This window comes from Undibacterium sp. Ji22W, assembly GCF_049340305.1.
Classification (GTDB): domain Bacteria; phylum Pseudomonadota; class Gammaproteobacteria; order Burkholderiales; family Burkholderiaceae_D; genus Undibacterium.
Map to the genome: position 1 here is coordinate 682204 of NZ_JBMPOU010000001.1, position 19985 is coordinate 702188.

The 19985-nt window shown below is 45.8% G+C and carries 18 protein-coding genes; 12 read left to right on the top strand and 6 right to left on the bottom strand.

Annotation, left to right across the window (positions count from 1 at the left end; genetic code table 11):
• Positions 1–60: 60 nt before the first annotated feature.
• Positions 61–1437, bottom strand: a complete 1377-nt coding sequence (gene cysS, locus ACO0KW_RS02785; protein ID WP_423050408.1) for a cysteine--tRNA ligase — start codon at positions 1435–1437, stop codon at positions 61–63.
• Between the two features lie 321 nt (positions 1438–1758).
• Here cysS and ACO0KW_RS02790 point away from each other — a divergent pair, with 321 nt between their 5' ends.
• The 3 genes from ACO0KW_RS02790 to ACO0KW_RS02800 all read left to right on the top strand — a co-directional run bounded on the left by ACO0KW_RS02790 (position 1759) and on the right by ACO0KW_RS02800 (position 4791).
• Positions 1759–2856, top strand: coding sequence for a GGDEF domain-containing protein (locus ACO0KW_RS02790; RefSeq protein WP_423050410.1), 1098 nt, complete (start codon positions 1759–1761; stop codon positions 2854–2856).
• A gap of 268 nt (positions 2857–3124) precedes the next feature.
• On the top strand, positions 3125–3661 hold the full coding sequence (locus ACO0KW_RS02795) for a hypothetical protein (RefSeq protein ID WP_423050412.1): 537 nt from the start codon (positions 3125–3127) through the stop codon (positions 3659–3661).
• On the top strand, positions 3658–4791 hold the full coding sequence (locus tag ACO0KW_RS02800) for a hypothetical protein (RefSeq protein WP_423050414.1): 1134 nt from the start codon (positions 3658–3660) through the stop codon (positions 4789–4791). The genes ACO0KW_RS02795 and ACO0KW_RS02800 overlap by 4 nt, the downstream gene beginning before the upstream one ends.
• 75 nt (positions 4792–4866) lie before the next feature.
• Here the strand turns inward: ACO0KW_RS02800 and ACO0KW_RS02805 are convergent, their stop codons facing one another.
• Complete coding sequence (locus ACO0KW_RS02805; RefSeq protein WP_423050416.1) at positions 4867–6303, bottom strand: PLP-dependent aminotransferase family protein; 1437 nt, start codon at positions 6301–6303, stop codon at positions 4867–4869.
• 385 nt (positions 6304–6688) lie between these two features.
• Here ACO0KW_RS02805 and ACO0KW_RS02810 point away from each other — a divergent pair, with 385 nt between their 5' ends.
• The 7 genes from ACO0KW_RS02810 to ACO0KW_RS02840 all read left to right on the top strand — a co-directional run bounded on the left by ACO0KW_RS02810 (position 6689) and on the right by ACO0KW_RS02840 (position 12824).
• Positions 6689–7147: a RidA family protein gene (locus tag ACO0KW_RS02810; protein ID WP_423050418.1), complete on the top strand. Its 459-nt coding sequence runs from the start codon at positions 6689–6691 to the stop codon at positions 7145–7147.
• Positions 7148–7233: 86 nt separating this feature from the next.
• The gene (locus ACO0KW_RS02815; RefSeq protein ID WP_423050420.1) at positions 7234–8427 is read left to right on the top strand and encodes a PLP-dependent aminotransferase family protein; all 1194 of its coding nucleotides are present in this window, start codon (positions 7234–7236) and stop codon (positions 8425–8427) included.
• 212 nt (positions 8428–8639) lie between these two features.
• On the top strand, positions 8640–9845 hold the full coding sequence (locus tag ACO0KW_RS02820) for a M24 family metallopeptidase (protein WP_423050422.1): 1206 nt from the start codon (positions 8640–8642) through the stop codon (positions 9843–9845).
• 121 nt (positions 9846–9966) lie between these two features.
• Entirely contained in the window at positions 9967–10692 is a 726-nt protein-coding gene (locus ACO0KW_RS02825; RefSeq protein ID WP_423050424.1) for a pseudouridine synthase, read from the top strand.
• A gap of 81 nt (positions 10693–10773) precedes the next feature.
• Positions 10774–11388 carry an AAA family ATPase gene (locus ACO0KW_RS02830; RefSeq protein WP_423050426.1) on the top strand — a complete coding sequence of 205 codons (615 nt, stop codon included), beginning with the start codon at positions 10774–10776 and terminating at the stop codon, positions 11386–11388.
• Between the two features lie 338 nt (positions 11389–11726).
• Positions 11727–12356 carry a lysophospholipid acyltransferase family protein gene (locus tag ACO0KW_RS02835; RefSeq protein ID WP_423050428.1) on the top strand — a complete coding sequence of 210 codons (630 nt, stop codon included), beginning with the start codon at positions 11727–11729 and terminating at the stop codon, positions 12354–12356.
• A 15-nt stretch (positions 12357–12371) separates the two neighbouring features.
• The gene (locus ACO0KW_RS02840) at positions 12372–12824 is read left to right on the top strand and encodes a flagellar basal body-associated FliL family protein (protein WP_423050430.1); all 453 of its coding nucleotides are present in this window, start codon (positions 12372–12374) and stop codon (positions 12822–12824) included.
• 41 nt (positions 12825–12865) lie between these two features.
• Here the strand turns inward: ACO0KW_RS02840 and ACO0KW_RS02845 are convergent, their stop codons facing one another.
• From ACO0KW_RS02845 to zwf, 4 genes are all read right to left on the bottom strand, one after another.
• Positions 12866–13705 carry an HDOD domain-containing protein gene (locus ACO0KW_RS02845; protein WP_423050432.1) on the bottom strand — a complete coding sequence of 280 codons (840 nt, stop codon included), beginning with the start codon at positions 13703–13705 and terminating at the stop codon, positions 12866–12868.
• A 135-nt stretch (positions 13706–13840) separates the two neighbouring features.
• The gene (locus tag ACO0KW_RS02850; RefSeq protein ID WP_423050434.1) at positions 13841–14743 is read right to left on the bottom strand and encodes an SIS domain-containing protein; all 903 of its coding nucleotides are present in this window, start codon (positions 14741–14743) and stop codon (positions 13841–13843) included.
• Positions 14744–14877: 134 nt separating this feature from the next.
• Entirely contained in the window at positions 14878–15663 is a 786-nt protein-coding gene (gene pgl, locus ACO0KW_RS02855) for a 6-phosphogluconolactonase (RefSeq protein ID WP_423050436.1), read from the bottom strand.
• Entirely contained in the window at positions 15650–17107 is a 1458-nt protein-coding gene (zwf, locus tag ACO0KW_RS02860) for a glucose-6-phosphate dehydrogenase (RefSeq protein WP_423050438.1), read from the bottom strand. Before zwf ends, pgl begins: the two co-directional genes overlap by 14 nt.
• A gap of 322 nt (positions 17108–17429) precedes the next feature.
• On the opposite strand from zwf, the gene edd reads away from it, so the two are divergent.
• Together edd and eda are read left to right on the top strand one after the other, a co-directional pair.
• Complete coding sequence (gene edd, locus ACO0KW_RS02865) at positions 17430–19277, top strand: phosphogluconate dehydratase (protein ID WP_423050440.1); 1848 nt, start codon at positions 17430–17432, stop codon at positions 19275–19277.
• Between the two features lie 61 nt (positions 19278–19338).
• Positions 19339–19977 carry a bifunctional 4-hydroxy-2-oxoglutarate aldolase/2-dehydro-3-deoxy-phosphogluconate aldolase gene (gene eda / locus ACO0KW_RS02870; RefSeq protein WP_423050442.1) on the top strand — a complete coding sequence of 213 codons (639 nt, stop codon included), beginning with the start codon at positions 19339–19341 and terminating at the stop codon, positions 19975–19977.
• Positions 19978–19985 lie beyond the last annotated feature (8 nt).

Here is a 19985-nt window from a genome sequence, read left to right on the forward strand (position 1 = left end):
CGCTAAAAAAAGCGCAAAGAATTCGAATTCTTTGCGCTCCTTGATAGCTATGGTGTCTCTTTAGGTAGACGCCTTCACCACCATCCCAGCGGGCGTATCTTCAACCTCAAACCCCGCAGCTTTAATCGCATCACGCAAACGATCAGATTCAGCCCACACTTTGTTTTGACGAGCGAGCTTACGTTGTTCGACGAGTTCTAAAATGTGCGTAGGGATTTCAGTTTTCTTCGGTTCCCATGCCTTCAAGTTTAAACCTAACATTTGATCGAAGTAATCGAGAGTCGCTTTTTTATCGGCGTCGCTGACATTTGATTTCAACATCTCCCACATCACCGCAATCGCCTTCGGTAAATTCAAATCTTGATCAACTTCAGCTTTGAAACGGTCGGCATAGTCTTGGTTAATGCTCCCGCCAGCAGGCAAACTGAAATAGGTTTCGCGTAGACGATTCAAACCGGTTTGCGAGGCTTTTAAGGATTCCCAACTGAAATTAAGTTGACTGCGATAGTGGGCAGACAAGCATAACCAGCGATAAGCGAGTGGGTCGATATTGTCATCGATTAAAGTCTGCAAACGCAAAAAGTCGCCACTCGATTTCGACATCTTGCCTGCATCGATTTGCAAGAAGTAGCCATGCATCCAGAAGTTAGCTAAGCGTGTGCCGTGGCAGGCTTGGTTTTGTGCGATTTCGTTGCTGTGGTGGATCGCGATATGGTCTTCGCCGCCGCAGTGAATATCAAACCAGGGTTCCAAATATTTCGCCGACATGGCCGAGCATTCGATATGCCATCCTGGGAAACCACGGCCCCAAGGGCTATCCCATTCCATTTGACGGGTGCTATCTGCTGGGCTGAATTTCCATAGCGCGAAGTCAGTTGGGTTTTTCTTTTCGCCGATGTCTACGCGTTTGCCTGCTTCTAAGCCTTCGCGGTTGAGGCGAGCGAGATAGCCATAGTCGTCTTGTTTCGAGGTGTCGAAATAGATGCCGTCGGAGGTGCGATAGGTATAGCCTTTTCCTTCGATGACGCTGATGAAATCAATTTGTTCGACGATGTGGTCGGTCGCCTTGCACCAGATTTTTGGTTCCAAAATATTTAAGCGTTGCACATCTTCTTTGAACGCGACAGTGTATTTCTCGGCGATCTCCCACGCCGTTTGGCCGGTGCGGCGCGAGCCTTTTTCCATCTTGTCTTCACCGTCGTCGCCATCGGAAACGAGGTGTCCGACGTCGGTGATGTTCACGACGTGTCGAACGTTGTAACCGTTGAACTCTAAGGCTCGACGTAAAACATCTTCAAATAGATAGGTGCGCAGGTTGCCGATGTGGGCGTAGTCATACACCGTTGGACCGCAACAATACAAGCCGACCCAGTCTTGATGAATCGGAGAGAAAGGGCGTAGGGAGCGTTCCCAATTATCGTAAAGTTGCATGGTCATGGATTATTTGAAGTAATAAAGGTAGTTTTGCCAGTGGTTCCTGATTTCATCGTTGTAGTGAAATGATCAGAGTTTTCGGCAGGACGATATTATCGCTTAATTCGACTTCTTGCCGTAGTGCAGTAATTAATTCGGCGTGTTTTTTGTATTGAATTGTTAATTTTGTCTGATGCGCGCAAGGGTTTGCATACAAAGTGAATTAAATTGTACCAATTGATTTGATATTGGCCCTGAAGCCGCTACACTGAATTCATACTCTTAAGCAATTATCCGGTTGGTGATAATTCCTATTATAAAAATGAGATTAAGCGCGGGGGATCTATGACTACTTCATATCCAGAAGTCACTGACGCGGAGCTCCGCGCACAGTATCAAAAACCAGATCAGCTCCGGGCGCAAAGAATTTTGCAATTCATGTTGTATGTTAACGCTCCGCTCTTGTACGTCGATTTCACGCTACTCGGTCAGGGGAGCGCTTTTGCTGGGCTAGGTTTAATGCGTCTGGCAATCATGGCATATGCTTGGTGGATTTTACGCAAATCGAATCATGCATCCCCGTTCGTTCATCTTGAAGAGCATCTGTTCTTTTGGTCGGCGTTGGTCTTGACGACACAATTAGTCGGCGATTTTTTATCTCCGCTAACTTATCTTGGACATTTTGCAATCGATGCTTGGATTTGCGTCATGGCTTCGATCGTTTTGCCGATACGTGGTGTCTATGTCAAGCGTCTGGTTCTTACGTATTTGTTTTTCGTCACAATACTGTGTCTGACAAAAATTTTCCCTAGCGCAACCTATCAGGTAATCGTGTTTTGTGTGTTGTTGCTAAGTACTTACACTGGCCAAATGGTGGCGGCGACCGTCCACAAATACCGTTTGAAATTGCTTAGTGCTGAATTTGAATTGCAACGCAAAGAAATTACTGACCCACTCACCGGGGTCGTTAATCGGCGTGAATTTTTGCGAATTACCGAAAACGAAATGCTAAGGCATCTTCGTTTGGGGAAGTCCTTGTCAGTATTGATATTTGATGTCGACGATCTTAAGCACATCAATTCACAATTTGGTACTGGCACCGCTGATATGGTTTTAGTTGAAACTAGCAAACGGATGCAACGGGCTACCCGCAATTATGATTGTCTGGCGCGATATGGAACTGAAGAGTTTGTCGTTCTATTGCCTGAAGCCGAAGCTGAAATTGCGAATAAAGTTGCAAATAGGGCACTCAACACGATTGCTGCGATACCGATTCCTATCTCTGGTCGAGAGGTCCGCGTCAGTGCCAATGTTGGTATCGCTACCATGCAAGAAGCGGACAGCGTGGAAAGTATGTTGAAACGCGCTGAAGACGATTTGCGGCGTGTCAGAACTTCTTCAGTCGTGGTGGCGGATCATCCGCAGATCATGGCGTCCGCCTAGTTTTTAATTTATCATTCCCTCCCCATCAGGACGCCGGTATCTAGGCGTTTTTTTGCTTGTCTAATTGTCCAACAATTGGCAGCGACAAGTTCAAACCATTCGCTTAGCTAAAGTAAAAAAGTATCTTTGTTGCTTTTCATTTGATAATTCAAAATTTGCTTGTTTCATTCCTGTTTTTGTTGAATACTTTTGCGTAAAAATAAACTATAAAAAATATTTTTTTATTTATGCGAATGAGCGCAAAGTAAAACAAACGAGGCGAAGGGCCATGCAAAATATTCTGAGACTAGTGTCGATGATCGTGATGTGTATGTTTGCTTTGAACGTACCAGCACAAGAAAAAATTCAACTTGAACGCATGGTTTTGACCGACGGCATCGAGCGGAGTAGTCGACAATTTAAGAATAAATTATCTTCTCCGGTACGTGGCAAAAAAGCGTATTTATGGATGCAGTTGCGTGGTTCCGCTGCACTCTTGGAGGAACTGAAATTGAGTCGTGACGGGAGCTTACCCATTCGTCATGAGTGGTACAAATATCAAAGTGATGAAATTAGTGCAGAGGCCCCAGATGTCTTGAATTTGAGTGTTGACCTGTCGGTTGGCAAGAAAGATGCTTTGCAGAGATTGTCGTATGAATTAACAGCCGATGGTGCCTTTAGTTGGCGTGTCTGGAGTGGTAAAGAACATCTGAGTAGTGGATGGTGGCGTGTCGACTTGGTGTACGCGACGGGCGATCCGGTACTTTGTCCAACGGCAGAAAATAAACAGAAAGCATGTAAATTTTCTTTTGAGGTGAAACGATGAGTGTAGAACAAACCGTTGCTGATATGACGAGTCCCGCTGTTCAGGAGACGAAGAATACGCGAAATAATCAACGCTTGGCAGCAGCCATTCAAGATGCGCAGATTTTGGTTGCTTATGCCGCAGAACGTGGCAGCTCTGTCGACGAAAATGTCATACACGTGATTATCAGCAGTGGCAGTGCTTACGCCGCACAATCCATGAATGACGATGCTGAAACCGCATTTTGGCTCGCCTACAACACCTTGGCGAAAGCTGTGGCGCCAGTCACCGTGAATAGTTTGCAAGCGGTCTTAGATCCCCAGCCAGGTGCTACCAGAAAGGTATGGGGCTTACATCTCTCGATGATTTCTTTGGCACGTAGCGCAGTGCGTTGGTACACCACATTGGCGATTGTGACGCTTTGTACTTTATTGACGATCCAGATTTATTGGCTGTTCGGAAAACAGATTACTGGCGATATACAAACAATTACCGAAAAGCATACAGAGGCCAAAGCAAAATGGGAAGCCGCACGTTTGCAAGCGATGAGTTCATCGGTAAAGAATAACAATAAATCTTCTGCGGAGACAGCTTCGCAAGAGTCCAGCAGCGTCGCAATTAGTAGCGGAAATGTGGTGCAAGATACCAGTTTATTTACATTGAAAGCGCAAGAACAAACCTATTTGCTTCATAAGAAATCTAGCTATGAATCCTTACATGTTTGGAGTCGTATTTGGGCAATTTTTCTACCGAATCCACAAATTGAAGTCGATGATCCCGGTGAGAGGAGAATTTATGATAATTCAATTTTATTGCAATCGTCGAATTTGTTACTAGATGCTTTACAGCGCTATTTGCTACCGCTCCTATACGGTTTGCTGGGCACTTGTGTGTATGTTTTGCGTACGCTATCGTCTGAGATTTCTACGCGTACTTATTCGGAAGCATCGAATATAGGATTTCGGATACGCTTGTATTTGGGGACCTTAGGTGGGATGGTGTTTGCGTGGTTTGTCATTCCGGATCAGAGCGATGGTTTATTTAAGTCCTTGTCGCCATTCGCCCTGGCATTTTTGGCCGGTTATAGCGTTGAGATTCTATTTGCCGCTATGGATAGATTTTTGTTTGCATTCACTAGTAAGCAGAGTTAAGTTGTTTGCAGCGCCAATTTTCATCGGTACAATTTTTTCTTAGGAAGTTGCACAGATCACGGTAAGGAGTGCAACTTACTTCAATTCCTTTTCTAAAAAATCCCACACGCCAGAATCAGCCATCGCAGCCACATTCAAGCGCATGTGGGTCGATGGCAATTGATGTGGTGAAAACAAACTTCCGGGGGCAAGTAAGAAACCTTTTTCTAAAGCCTTTTCGGTTAAGGCTATCGTATCTTTGCCAGTATCGACCCAAAGAAACATTCCTGCGGGTGTGCGGTACTTGACTTGCATGCCGATTTTTTCGACCCGGTTAGTGACCTCATCGCGTGCGCTATCGAGCTTGCCGCGTATGCGATCAACGTGCTTGCGGTAATGCCCTTCGGACAGAATTTTGTGAACCACGCGTTCACTGATTTCATTGGTCGTCAGGCTCGATAGCATCTTGCGGTCTGCCAAACGTATTGCCGTTTCGCGCGACGTTGCTATGAAACCTACGCGCAAATTCGCAGCGAGAGTTTTAGAAAATCCCCCCAAATAAATTACGCGATTGAGCTGATCGAGCGCAGCTACCCGCGTAGCTGGCTGCACTGCAGAGCCAGGATGCATGTCGCAATAGATATCGTCTTCCACAATCATAAAATCATGCTGCTCGGCAGTTTTTAAGACCTGAAAAGCTTTTGCTGCTGACAAAGAAGTGGAGGTTGGATTGTGCAAGACCGAATGGATAATATAAAGTTTGGGTTTATGTAGGGCGGCCAATTCGGCAAGTTTGGCGACATCTGGACCATCGTGCAAACGCGGGATACCAATCACTTTGGTTCCTAAAGTAGCAAAGGTACCAAACATTAAAAACCAAGCGGGATCGTCCACAAAGATTGTGTCACCTGGCTGGGTAAATTCACGAGCGACCAAGTCCAGGGCTTGCGTTACTCCGTTCGTGGTGACGATTTGTTCCGGTGCTGCAGCAATTTCGAGTTCAGCCAATTTCAGTTGCAGCTGTTGGCGAAAAGGCAGAAAGCCTTGCTGTGTGCCGTAATGCAGTAACAGACTTTGATTTAATCGACTGACTGCACGCAGGCCATTAGCAACCAATTCTCCATCTAGCCATTCATGCGGCAATAGTCCAGATCCCGGCATTTTTTGCGGTGGAAGCTGACGCAACATATTTCGTACCAGCCAAACGACATCTGGTTGCTGCGAGCTGGGAATTTCTTGTGCATGAGCGGTAGGGGTATTAATCAGTGAAGCGCGTTCTCGTACGAAGAATCCAGAACCTCGACGCGACTCCAAATAGCCATTCGCGACTAAGCGATCATAAGCCTCCACCACCGTAAAGCGTGACACTTTTTGTTCATCTGCAAACTGGCGAATGGAGGGCATCCGTGAGCCAGTGCGCAATAGTTTGTCATCGATCCGACAGGCGACCGAACGCACGATTTGTTCGACTAAAGAACCGCCAGAATCACGCGACACCATGTTGCCTATTGTGAGTTTAGAACTAGAGCGCATTTCCTCATCCTCTTCTGTATCGGTAAAAGTGCCATGACAGTGTGAAATCTATTTTGTTAATTGTATTGGTACTGTATTGGTTTTTGCGAGTAGCATAGCATAAAGAACAAGTGCTTTTGGTTTTTGACAGGGCAAACACAAGTGGTTTTTGGGTGGTATCTACGCTAAACAGTTTTGACGCGTATCTTGCAGATACTTCTTGGTTTACCTTCATTTCCAGTCAAAAGAATACAAAAAACAGCCGGCATTTGAGTTGTTTTTGGATTCCAGGGTGGTCTTGCAAAGCCTTGCCCCTTACAATGACGCTATTAATTCGCTTTTTGCACTTCAGCATTCTCCATTAACCGTAACCGCGTTACGGATTAACTTTTGTTTAGGAATTGTCATGTCAGTTTACGAAAAATTAAAAGCTTTAAACATTCAATTGCCAGCAGTAGCTGCGCCTGCCGCCGCTTATGTAATGCATGCACAAACGGGTAATACCGTATTTTTGTCCGGGCACATCGCTAAGAAAGATGGCAAGGTCTGGGTTGGACAATTAGGTAAAAATATGGAAACCGCCGAAGGTAAAGAAGCAGCACGATTGATCGCAATTGATTTGATGGCGACCTTGCAAGATGCCTGTGGTGGCGATTTGAACCGTGTTAAACGTATTGTGAAATTGATGAGTCTGGTAAATTCAACCTCAGAATTTACGGAGCAACATTTGGTCACGAATGGTGCGTCTGAATTGATCGGAGAAATTTTTGGCGAACAGGGGAAACATGCACGTTCTGCGTTTGGCGTTGCACAGATTCCTTTGGGCGCTTGTGTCGAAATCGAAATGATTGCTGAGATTGTCTGAGTGTAGTTTTTTTGCTATATGGCGCAGATGTCATGAGCGCTCAGTCAATCAACCAGTTTTGAAACTTTTTTTGAAGTGAAACAAGTATGAACCTGCAAAATGTAAAACCAATAGAGTGGAAATTTTCCGAACGTGCAGAACAGTTGCAAAGTTCGGCAATTCGCGAAATCCTCAAAGTGACGATGCGTCCAGAAGTGATTTCTTTTGCAGGTGGGCTGCCTTCACCGGAAACTTTTCCGGTCGATCGTATGCGTGCCGCTTTTGATAAAGTCTTGGCAGAAAATGGTAAAACGGCATTGCAATATGGGACGACGGATGGCTACGCACCACTGCGTGAATTTATCGCTAAATCATTGTCAACTGCCGATTGTACGATCACCGCTGATCAAATCATGATGGTGTCTGGTTCCCAGCAAGGTTTGGATTTGTTGGCAAAAGTATTGGTCGATGAAGGTAGCAAAATTTTGGTGGAAACGCCAAGTTACCTTGGTGCTTTACAAGCATTCTCCGTCTACCGCCCAGAATTTGTTTCTATCGAGATGGACGACGATGGCGTTGTACCCGCATCGGTTGCAGCCAAGGGGGAGGGAGCAAAGTTGTTTTATGCTTTGCCTAATTTCCAAAACCCTACTGGTCGAACATTGTCTGTTGAACGTCGAAAAGAATTGGTGGAAACCTGCGCACGCATGGGTATTCCTCTGATTGAAGATAATCCCTATGGCGATTTGTGCTACAGCGGCGAGCCTTTGCCTAAGTTGTTGAACATGAATCCAAATGGCGTGATTTACCTTGGCTCATTCTCAAAAATATTGACACCTGGCATACGCCTAGGGTACATGGTTGCACCCGTGACTTTGATTCGTAAGTTGGAACAGGCAAAACAAGCGACCGATTTGCATACGTCAACACTGACGCAGATGGCGGTGTATGAAGTGATTAAAGATGGTTTCTTAGACGAACATATTCCTAGTATTCGTCGTTTTTACTCAGCACAGTGTGACGTGATGTTGGCGGCGATGACTAAGCATTTTCCAGAAGGCGTGACGTGGACACGACCATTGGGCGGCATGTTTATCTGGGCGACTTTGCCTAAGCATATCCATAGTAAAGATTTGTTGGATGATGCACTGGCGAACAATGTGGCGTTTGTACCTGGCGGTCCGTTCTACGCCAATGAAGCAGAAACCAATACGTTCCGTTTAAGTTTTGTGACCGTTTCACCTGAGAAAATTAACGAAGGTATTGAGAAAATCGGTAACTTGATAAAAGCACGTATGTAATCAAGCAAATAAACTGGTAAGACGCTTGCTACATTAATGGCGAGAGAGATGAAAGGCTAGTCAGAAAATGACTAGCCTTTTTTGTTATGCAGATTTCGTCACGGATATTCTGGAGCTTATCAAGACTGCGTAATTTAAATTTGTTACAGTCCTGTTATTACTGAATCCCGATTCTCTAGATTGATCTCGATTACCGACTTGAAGGAAAATATATGATGATTTCCATAGGTGGCTCAAACGCTGCAACCGAATTAGCCAGCATCGTTAAAGATTTATCGCATGTTCGCCCTATCGCCGGTGATGAGCGTCAGCGTCGACGCGAAAAGGCAACTGCGTTGATGCAGGAACGTGGTATCGCAGCATTGATTTTGAGTGCGAGTACTAGTTTGTATTATTTCACTGGATTATCTTGGTATCAAAGTGAGCGTTTGGTGGGTGCCGTGCTGACACATACAGGTAAACTGATTTTTGTTAGTCCGGCGTTTGAAGATTCGAAGCTCCGCGAGACTCTTGGCAATCAAGCTGAGATTCGTCTTTGGGAAGAAGATGAAAGTCCGTACTCCTTAGTTGCGCAAATTCTCAAGGATGAAGGTCTTAGTGGCAGTATTGCCATGGATGAGGCTGCGCCGTTTTTCATTACCGACGGATTGCGTCAAGCCTTGACTTCGTATTCCATTGTGAACGGTATGGTGATCACGGCGGAATGCCGCATGCATAAGTCAGCGAATGAAATTGCGCTAATGCAGGCAGCAAAAAACATTACGCTGGAAGTACAGAGACGTACAGCAAAAATTTTGCGCGAAGGAATATCTTCTGTTGAGGTTGCTGATTTTATTAATCAGGCACATCGCGCCTTTGGTGGTAGCAGTTCGACTTTTTGTATCGTCAGTTTCGGTCTGCCGACATCGATTCCACATGGTCCTGATGGTGTGCAATATTTGAAAGAAGGCGATATGGTGTTGATTGATACTGGCTGCATGATCGAGCGCTACCATTCGGACATTACGCGTAGTTATGTTTTTGGCGAACCGACTGCTCGTCAACGTAGCATGTGGGATTTGGAAAAAGCCGCACAAGCTGCTGCTTTTGATGCAGCACAAATTGGAGTGTCATGCGAAGACGTGGATGCCGCTGCACGTCGTGTACTTGAAGCGGCAGGCCTTGGTCCCGGTTATAAAACGCCTGGTTTGCCACATAGGACTGGTCACGGCATCGGTCTTGATATTCATGAGTGGACCTATCTGGTGAAAGGGAATAAGACACCATTGGCAGCGGGTATGTGCTTTAGCAACGAGCCAATGATTTGTCTGGATGGTGAATTCGGTATTCGTCTCGAAGATCATTTTTACATGACTGAGAATGGGCCAAAATGGTTTACTGGACAAAGTCATGCGGTGGATGCTCCTTTCGGCGCCTGATTTGGTACCTGAACGTAAGAACAAGATGAAAGCCTGAAGTTGCGCAGCAAGTTCGGGCTTTTTTGCTTCTGAGCATCCTTAACGGTTAAAATGCAGGCTTGCAATTTTAAAGTTTTCTACCATGAGTAAATTGTCTTTTGACCGCATCTTGCAATCCCAAGGTTTCGGTACCCGTAAATATTGTCGTGAATTGATTGACGATGGCGATGTGTCCATCAATGGCGTAGTGCATGATAACCACAAAGAATTGTTAGAAACCCAAGGCCTGATTTTTACGATTTTTGATGAAGAGTGGACTTACCGTGAGCATGTTTATATATGTTTGAATAAGCCAGGCAATTTTGAGTGTTCACGTAAACCATCACATCATCCCGGCGTACTCACACTATTGCCTGAGCAGTTAAGTTGGCGCGATGTGCAGCCGGTTGGGCGCCTCGATCATGATACAACCGGCATGTTATTGATGTCAGACGACGGTCCCTTTATCCATGCGCAGTCCTCACCCAAACGTCACATTCCTAAATTGTATGTAGCAACGACCGCTGAGCCAATCACAGAAGCGCTTGTTGAGAAATTATTGTCAGGCGTGCAATTACATGATGAACCCGAACCCTTAGCTGCACAAAGTTGTGTTCAAGTGAGTGAATTTCAGTTGCAAATTGTGTTGGAACAGGGAAAATATCATCAGGTAAAACGTATGTTGGCAGCCGCTGGTAATCATTGTGCTGCGTTAACCCGCACCGCTATTGGTCAGCTCAATCTATCTAGCTTAGGATTGCAAGAGGGAGAGTGGTGCTATCTTGAGCCTGAGCATCTGGCACTGTTGATATCCGATGCGGAAAAGTGAATGCGTTTTTGAAGTGTGGTGAGGTTGGGAGTACTTGGGCCCGTATCTTTTCTTGCTTGTTTCCGTCGATAAGGAAAACCTATGCTAGTAATCGCGGTAATGAATCCTAAAGGTGGTGTTGGTAAGAGCACGTTTTCTACCAATCTGGCTGGCTATTTTGCAGCGCAAGGACATCAGGTCATGTTGGGAGATGCCGACGTGCAGCACTCGTCGCGCGCTTGGCTTTCACTACGTCCCGCCAATTTGCCGGCGATTACGGGTTGGGAAATCTCCGATGGGCATATTGCTAAACCACCAAAGGGTACAACGCATGTAGTGATTGATACCCCAGCGGGAATCAAAGATAACAAGCTGGACGCGATTTTAAAAATTGCGCATAAGGTCGTCGTCCCTTTGCAAGCTTCTATGTTCGATATTTTGGCAACTGAAGATTTTTTGAAAAAATTAGCCAAACGTGAAGAGAAGTGTGATGTTGGGGTGTTAGGAATGCGAGTCAATGCACGCACCAAGGCCGCTGATCAATTGGCTCATTATGTGGAGCAACTCGGTTTGCCCGTGTTGGGATATTTGCGTGATACACAAAACTATATTCAATTGGCTGCACATGGCGCAACACTCTGGGATGTTGCACCTTCTAGAGTTGAAAAAGATTTGATGCAATGGGATGGACTATTGCAGTGGATCGGTAAGAAGTAAATGTTAGATAAGTAAATGGACAATAAATAAGTGGACAATAAATAAGTGGACAATAAATAAGTGGACAATAAGTAAGTGGACAATAAGTAAGTGGACAATAAGTAAGTGGACGATAAGTAAGTGGACAATAAGTAAGTCGTCTCGATGAAGATGGAGAGCCGATTGTAGAAATTGGTGGTAATCGGCACCGTGTTATGCGAGAGGCGAGATGGCAATCCATAGAATCAAAAAAAATATAAAAATTCCTTACCTTGAAAAGGCAAGCTAAACCTTGGTTGAAGCCGTGTTCGCACAGTATTCACTCTCGCGTTTTGAAACCGCTTGCGTAGAGATAATTTATGCATTTCACTATCTTCAAAACCCCCGTGATCAACACTGTGATGCGTTGGATCTCCGCGTTGATCTTGCGCCTGCTTGGTTGGCGCGTCGATAGCACCGCTGCCGATGTGCAGAAATGTGTTTTGATCGGAGCGCCTCACACGAGTAACTGGGATTTTCCGATTGCTTTAATGATTTGTTTTGTGCTGCGATTAGACGTTTACTGGATGGGGAAAGCGAGTTTGTTTCCTCCGATATTTGGAGCGATCATGCGTTGGTTGGGAGGTATTCCTGTTGATCGTTCACAATCGGGCAATTTGGTGCAAGGTACGATCGATGCGTTTAATCAAAATGAAAAACTATTAGTGATTGTTCCGCCCGAAGGAACGCGTGGGAAAGTGACTCGCTGGAAAACAGGATTTTATTATATCGCCGTTGGGGCAGGCGTACCGTTGGGTTTGGCGTATGTCGATTTCAAAGAAAAGATTGGCGGCGTCGGGAAATTGTTCTATCCTTGCGGCAACATTGAAGAGGATATGGTTTTGATTCGTGAGTTCTATGCAGGCTTTACCGGAAAAAACCCTCAGCAGTTTGATGCCGGGCAGATGCAGGCTAAAAAAGATCTCAGCATGGAAAAATTACCCAAATAAAAGAGGAGTTTTGTTTTGAAACCCGAGCAGAAAACGATAAAAAAGAGCGAGAAAAAAGTAGGATTTGATCGGTTTTCGATGTATGCGGCCGTGGTTGTTTTGGGATTTTTTTGTATCGCTGCTTTCTTTATATATGTGGCACGCAATTCAGGACATAACGAGGCAGATTTGTCTTACTTGGAACTGCAGAAGTCGTATGTGAATGATCGGGGCTTAGTGGGTAGATTAATGGTTTCTATCCAAGTCAATGAGGGCGATAAAGACTGGTTAGCAGATCATAAAGTTGCTTTAAATGATCAGTTTCAAAAAGAATTGACCGTCATTGATCTGGAGACCTTGCGGACTAAGGATGGAATAATAGAGTTACAAAGCGAATTGCAGCGAAAGTTTAATCAGGTATTAAAGACCGACAAAATTGAGGCTGTCATGGTCACAGAAGTACTCTTGCAAGATCAACGTAGTGATTAACAAGCGTTAAGTGTTGAGTTTATAGTGAATGCTTAGTGAGTCTATAGGTCAAACTGATCAATTTTTTTAAGTTTGATATTGGCTTCTTCGATTAGTGTGTCCAATGATGCCTGATCAAGGTTAAGACTATTCCATGAAACTAACGACACAGAAATAGTTTGTGTCGCTGGAGTATCGCTACGATTGAGCATGTGAGCAACGCCATCGGCAACATGGATAATTGACGCCAAAAATCCTACTCCAGCTTTATCGGGCTGATGATGCCCGCTAATCGCATGTTTCATTACATCAGAAAAATTCCACTCGATAGCTAAAGCCTCACCAACGGCAGCGTGATCTATTCCTAAGATTTTTCTTTCGGCTTCAAATTGCGTTGCCAGGCCGGATTTGCGATATGCAATCACCTCTTCAAATTCTTTAGGATAGAGAGTGACTAAAGCGAGTAATCCAATATCATGTAAAAGGCCTGCGATGAAGGCAACGTCTTCGTTAAACTTCATTCTGCGGGCAATCAGCTTCGAAATAAAAGCGACTGCATTTGAATGTCGCCAAAACGCTTTGTGATTAAAGCCTTCGCAGTTGTTTTCTGGAAAACAACCTGATAATGCCGCTGATAAAACCATCTGCTTTACCGTAGTCATTCCCAGCAAGGAGATAGCTTGTTGTATTGTCGTTACTTTAATCAGTGTGGAGTAATAAGGGGAATTGGCATAACGTAGAGTTTTTGCAGTCAACGCCAGATCCTGCGTTACTTTTTTTGCCAGTAAGGAAATATCTGCGTCTTCTTGATCAAGGCTATTGAGTAATTCCATGACGACGGCTGGAAGCGTCGGTAAATCTCTCAGATTATCGGTAACTTGTTGCAGACTGAGTTGTGTCATAAAAGCTAGCCTCTTTTGTAGATGGGAATAGCTTGCCAGAAATTGCAGATCTAGTGCTTGATTTTTGAATAATTTTCTTACTTTGTTGTAATCAGGGCTTGCGATGTATGAGCCACGACTAAGCCCTCAACGCTCTTAGTCCAATTTTGACACTAAACGTTTTTCCGAAATACTGGCTTTCGCTCGCTCTAACATATCAATTGCCGCTGGTCCACGTAATAATGTGACTGCAACAGCCAATGCATCGATATAGGTCAAATGCGCCAGACGCGAGGTCATTGGCGTATAAATATCGGGATCCTCCTCCACGTCCACGCTGATATGTACATCAGCTAATTCCGCTAAAGGACCGCCACTTGCGCATAACACCAAAACCTTGGCGCCAGTGTCTTTGGCAAGTTGCACGCTACGTATCAAATCACGAGTGCGACCCGTACGAGAGAAGGCAACGACCAGACAATCACTATTAAGTAAACTTGCTGATTGAGCCTGTAAGTGAGCATCGCAAAATACGGTGGTGGGAATGCCGAAGCGGAAAAATTTGAGCTGCGCATCGATTGCCAATGCGCCAGAGTAGCCTAGGCCATAACATTCAATGCGACGAGCGCGTGCCAGCAAATTCACGGCAGCTTCAAACGTCGCGCTGTTCGCATTGTTACGTGCTTCCATCAACGCTGCGATGGTGCGGTCAAACACTTTTGGTAAAACGTCTTTGACCTGATCGGCTTGATTCACATCGAGATGTAAATACGGGATGCCGGTTGCCAGACTTTTGGCGAACGCCAGTTTGAAGGACTTAAAACCGTCAAAACCTAAGGACTGAGCAAAGCGCGCCACCGTCGGTTCACTCACGTTGCAAACTTGCGCTAACACGCGAATCGACATTTCTAAAGCGTCATGCGGTTTTTGTAAAAGAAAATCAGCGACTTGTCGCTCGGCGCGACTTAATGCCGTACTGGCGACGCGTATGCGTGCCAGCAATCCTTTTTCAGGAGGATTGTTGGTCGTTGCATTTTTGCTGGAAAGAACGTTGACCATAGTGTGATTGCCTTATGTCTCTTGCGATTGGTTTTGCTGATCAAGTCAAAATGAATATACGTTTATTGAAAGTGCGAGCTTATGGGACGCACCTTCGACATTGTTTAGGCGAAAATTCAAAACAGACTTGGTGCTTACGGACACCAAAAAACCTCAATCTGACATTGTGCCTGCTTTAGTAAGTTGGTGATAGGCAGATTGTTCATTAATGCGTTTTCAAATACTTCGCGTTTTTCATTGCCTGTTATGACTAGCCAGATTTTTTCAGTTTGTAATAAACGCGGTAATGATAGAGAAATGCGCGTCTGGTGAGTTTGTGGATGCACCACGGCCAGGCAATCTAAGCCATCGGCTTGGACTGGTGCACCCGGAAATAGTGAGGCGATATGCCCATCTGCACCCATGCCTAAAAGGACTGCGCTGAACGCTTCAGGCAGTTGTTGATGTAAGCGCTCGTTGATGGCTTCCATCGCGACTTCTGGCGTATTCGCGGCATTTTTCAATGAGACTAAATTCCATTGTTTGCCATAACTTAATGGCAGACATTTTTTAAATAATCCCTCATTACTTTGCGGATCATTGTCATGCACCCAGCGTTCATCGGTGGCGGTCAAGCGCACATCAGATGGCGCGCGCTGTGCCAGTGCTTGATCGAGTTCGCGATAAATAGGTGCAGGTGTCGAGCCTCCCGCCAACGCAAAAGCGGCAGGGCGCTGCGCAGCTGCTGCGCTATCAATGAGATTGACCCATTCGTTCACTAATGTTTTGCTTAGCTCAGCAAAATTCTCGAAGGGACGAAATTGAGTCTTACTATGAAGGTTGGCGATTGTCATTGCATTGGCATTCATAGTCTTTAGGCGTTGCGTTGTTGTTGCCACTGAGTCCATCACTGCTTCCATTGTCTGCTTAGCCTTCCACATACTCTTCGCCCCACGCTGCTCCATGTTGCGCTAACAAATAGCTAGCTGCTGCAGGGCCCCAGCTGCCAGCGATATACGCTTTCAAGCCTTCTGCGTCATTATCCCAAGCGGACATAATCGGATCAATCCATTCCCATGCTGCACCCAATTCATCATCGCGTACAAATAAAGTTAGATCGCCATGCAAAGCATCAAGTAACAAGCGTTCATACGATTCGACGCGGCGTAAATTAGACGCTTCGGCAAAGTCCAGATTCAAGGCCACATCCGATAAGCGTATGCCTTCACCTGGCTCTTTCGCCTTCATAAACAATTGCACGCTTTCTTCGGGTTGCAAAGTGATGACCAGACGATTTGAGCGCAATGGGCCTTGGCCTTTACCAAAAATGGAGTAGGGAATCGGTTTGAAATTAATCGTAATTTCCGCGCAGCGACTTGCCATTCGTTTGCCAGTGCGCAGATAGAAGGGCACGCCCGCCCAACGCCAGTTATCGATCTCGGCGCGAATTGCGACAAAGGTTTCGGCACGGCTGGAAGTCGGGACGCCTGGTTCGTGCTGGTAACCGATGACGGGTTTGCCATCGACCGCTCCAGCGCGATATTGTCCGCGTACGGTTTTCTTGGCAACATCATCTGCCGTAAATTTGCGCAAAGCGCGCAAGACTTTGACTTTCTCATCACGAATTGCATCGGGATTGGCGTTGACTGGTGGTTCCATTGCGACGATAGACACCAATTGCAGCAAGTGGTTTTGCACCATGTCACGCAATGCACCGGTTTTGTCATAAAAATCACCGCGTGTTTCTACGCCGACTTGTTCGGAAATTGAAATTTGTACGTCTTGAATCCACTTACGATTCCACAATGGTTCGAGGAAGGAGTTGGCAAAACGCAGTGCGAACAAATTTTGTACCATTTCTTTACCGAGGTAATGATCGATACGATAGATTTGATTTTCGTTCAAATAGGTGCGCAGAGCCGAATTGATTTCTTTAGCTGATTTCGCGTCGCGACCCAAAGGTTTTTCGACCACAACGCGGGCGTTGCCTTCCACTAAACCGTGCTTCGACAATTGTTCTACCACCGGAATGAAAATATCTGGGCCGATTGCCAGATAGAATAATTTTGCTTTGGTCGTATCGGCACTCACACGCGCTTTTAAGGCGTCGAAATCACTCGGCACTTTCGCGTCAATTTTTGAATAACCTGTCAGCGCCAAGAAAGCGGCTAATTGTTCTGCTGATCCATTCGCCTTTGCTGCATAGGTTTCAATGCTCGCTGCAACGCGGGTACGGAAATCATCATCGCTCAACGCCTCACGCGCTGCGCCAATAAAACTAAATTCGGGATCGAGACGTCCATTCACGAACGCGCTGTACAGTGCAGGAATGATCTTGCGTTTCGCCAGATCGCCGGTACCGCCAAACAATACAAAAGTAGTCATGTGGACTCCGAATAATTCTAGTTAGTGAGGAAGAAACTGTAACTGAAGGACATAAAGCTTTATTGATTGCAGAGGCTTGGAGATCGCAGAGATTACTACGAGGTTCTACTTCATGCACCTAAGCTTAAAAAATTGTTCTTCGATTGAATAAATTATGCCATAGCTTAAACCATATTTCTTCAAAAATGTAGTTTCATTACGATATTTTTGATTGTTTTCATCTTTTAAACGGAAAAATATCGTATTTCTGAAAGTTTGTTACAGTTTTTTTCTGTTTTTGTGCTATCTTTCAGTTATTCGAATTAGATACCCCCACAAAACTATGACGACTTCTGGACAATATACACATCAAGTTGCAATCAACACGGTAGTTGATGCAGTCACACAGCGGATTACTGAGCGCAGTAAGACTTTGCGTGCGGAATATTTGGCGCGCTTGGAGCAATTACGCAATCGAGGTCCGCGCCGTGCTAGCTTGTCATGTGCGAATCAAGCACATGCCAATGCAGCAGCAGATAGTAAGACCAAAATCTGGCTGAATCAGGCGCAGAAACCGAATATTGGTATCGTGACTGCTTACAACGATATGTTGTCGGCACATCAGCCATACGCGACTTATCCCGATCAAATCAAAGAAGCGGCGTTACGATTCAATGCCACCGCACAAGTCGCTGGCGGTGTTCCTGCGATGTGCGATGGTGTAACACAAGGTCGCCCAGGCATGGAATTGTCCTTATTCTCGCGTGATGTGATTGCACAAGCAACTGCGATTGCCTTGTCGCACGATGCGTTTGATGCGACCTTGTGCCTTGGTATTTGCGACAAAATCGTTCCAGGCTTATTGATTGGTGCTTTAGCCTTTGGCCATTTGCCGACGATTTTTATTCCAGCTGGTCCTATGGGATCAGGTTTGTCGAATAAAGATAAAGCCGCTGTGCGTGAACGCTATGCTCAAGGTAAAGCGACCAAAGAAGAATTGTTGGCGGCAGAAAGCGCTGCCTACCATAGCGCTGGTACATGTACCTTTTACGGCACAGCAAACAGTAACCAGATGTTGTTAGAAGCCATGGGCTTGCATTTACCAGGTGCCGCTTTCGTCCATCCCTCTGAACCTCTGCGCCATGCATTGACAGATGCGGCGGTTGAGCAAGTATTGAAATTGACTGAAGCCGGTGGTGACTATCGTCCTATCGGTCATGTTGTGAATGAAAAAACCATAGTCAATGCCGTCATCGCTTTGTTGGCGACCGGTGGTTCTACCAATCATACGATACATTGGATCGCGGTTGCACGTGCTGCTGGCATCCTCATCGACTGGCAAGATTTCGATGAATTGTCTTCGGTGATCCCATTGTTGACGCGTGTTTATCCGAATGGTACAGCGGACGTGAATGCGTTTGAAGAGGCGGGTGGCCCGACATTTGTGATTCGCGAATTATTGTCGCAAGGTTTGATGCATGCAGATGTGATGACTGTATTCGGTAAACAAGGTCTGGCATCGCACACGACACGTCCAGAATTGCAAGATGGAAAAGTCGCGTTCGTCGCGCATCCAGAAAGATCCAGTGATCCAACGGTCGTACGTAATGTAGACGAACCTTTCGCCGCAACCGGTGGTTTGCGTTTATTGCAAGGCAATTTAGGTCGTGCGATTGTTAAAGCATCTGCTGTGCCAGAAGATGCTTGGATTGTGCGCGCACCCGCCAAAGTATTTGAATCGCAAGACGCCTTAGTGGGGGCTTACAAAGCTGGGCAATTGAACCAAGATTTCGTCGCCGTCGTGATCTTCCAAGGACCACAGGCGAACGGTATGCCAGAGCTACATCATTTCACGCCAGTGCTGGGCAGTTTAATGTCGGCTGGCTACAAAGTCGCCTTGGTGACTGATGGTCGTATGTCAGGTGCGTCAGGCAAAGTTCCTGCAGCTTTGCATGTCAGTCCTGAAGTTGCGCAAGGTGGACCGCTAGGCAAAGTACGCGATGGCGACATGATTGAATTGAATGTACACACCGGCGAATTGCGTGCTTTGGTCGAAGAAACAATTTGGGCAGCACGGACTAGCCCAACAGTCAGTATAGATAGTAGCTATGGCTATGGAAGAGATTTATTCGTCGCGCAACGTAGTGTTGTGACATCGCCAGAGCACGGTGCTTCGACTTTGTTTGTTTGATTTTAAGAAAATCCATCGTAATTTTGAATTTATTAATTTACCGTTTTGAAGTGAGACCAAGATGACTATGACGACCGCCGCGATTATTTCCCAACTGGCACAAGTACGTGTGTTGCCTATTTTGGTGACTGATGATGTTGACCAAGCAATTCGTTGCGTGACAACACTGGCTGAAAATGGTTTGCCAGCGGTTGAAATTACTTTACGCACGCCAAATGCGATGACCGTTTTGCGAGAAGTCATCAAGGCTTGCCCAACAGTGACTGTCGGTGCCGGTACGATTTTGACACCAGCACAACTCGATGCTGTACGTAATACCGGTGCTGCGTTTGGTATTAGTCCTGGGATCACGCCAGTATTAGCAAAAGCGGCTGCCGAATCAGGTTTGCCCTACTTTCCGGGCGTAGGCGGAGCGAGTGATTTGATGCTGGCATTGGAGCATGGCTTTAATGTTGTCAAATTATTTCCATCCGATATCGTCGGTAGCGTGAAGATGGCAAAAGCACTTGGCGGTCCATTCCCCGATGTGAAATTTTGTCTGACCGGCGGCGTGACGGTGGAATCGACGCCGACCTTGTTGCAGCAATCGAATGTCTTGTGTGTGGGCGGCTCTTGGATGTGTCCTGCGAATTTGATCAGTGCTAATGATTGGGCGGCAATTGGACAATTGGCAGCGCAGGCAGCAGGGGCAGGTAAGTAAATTTTAGT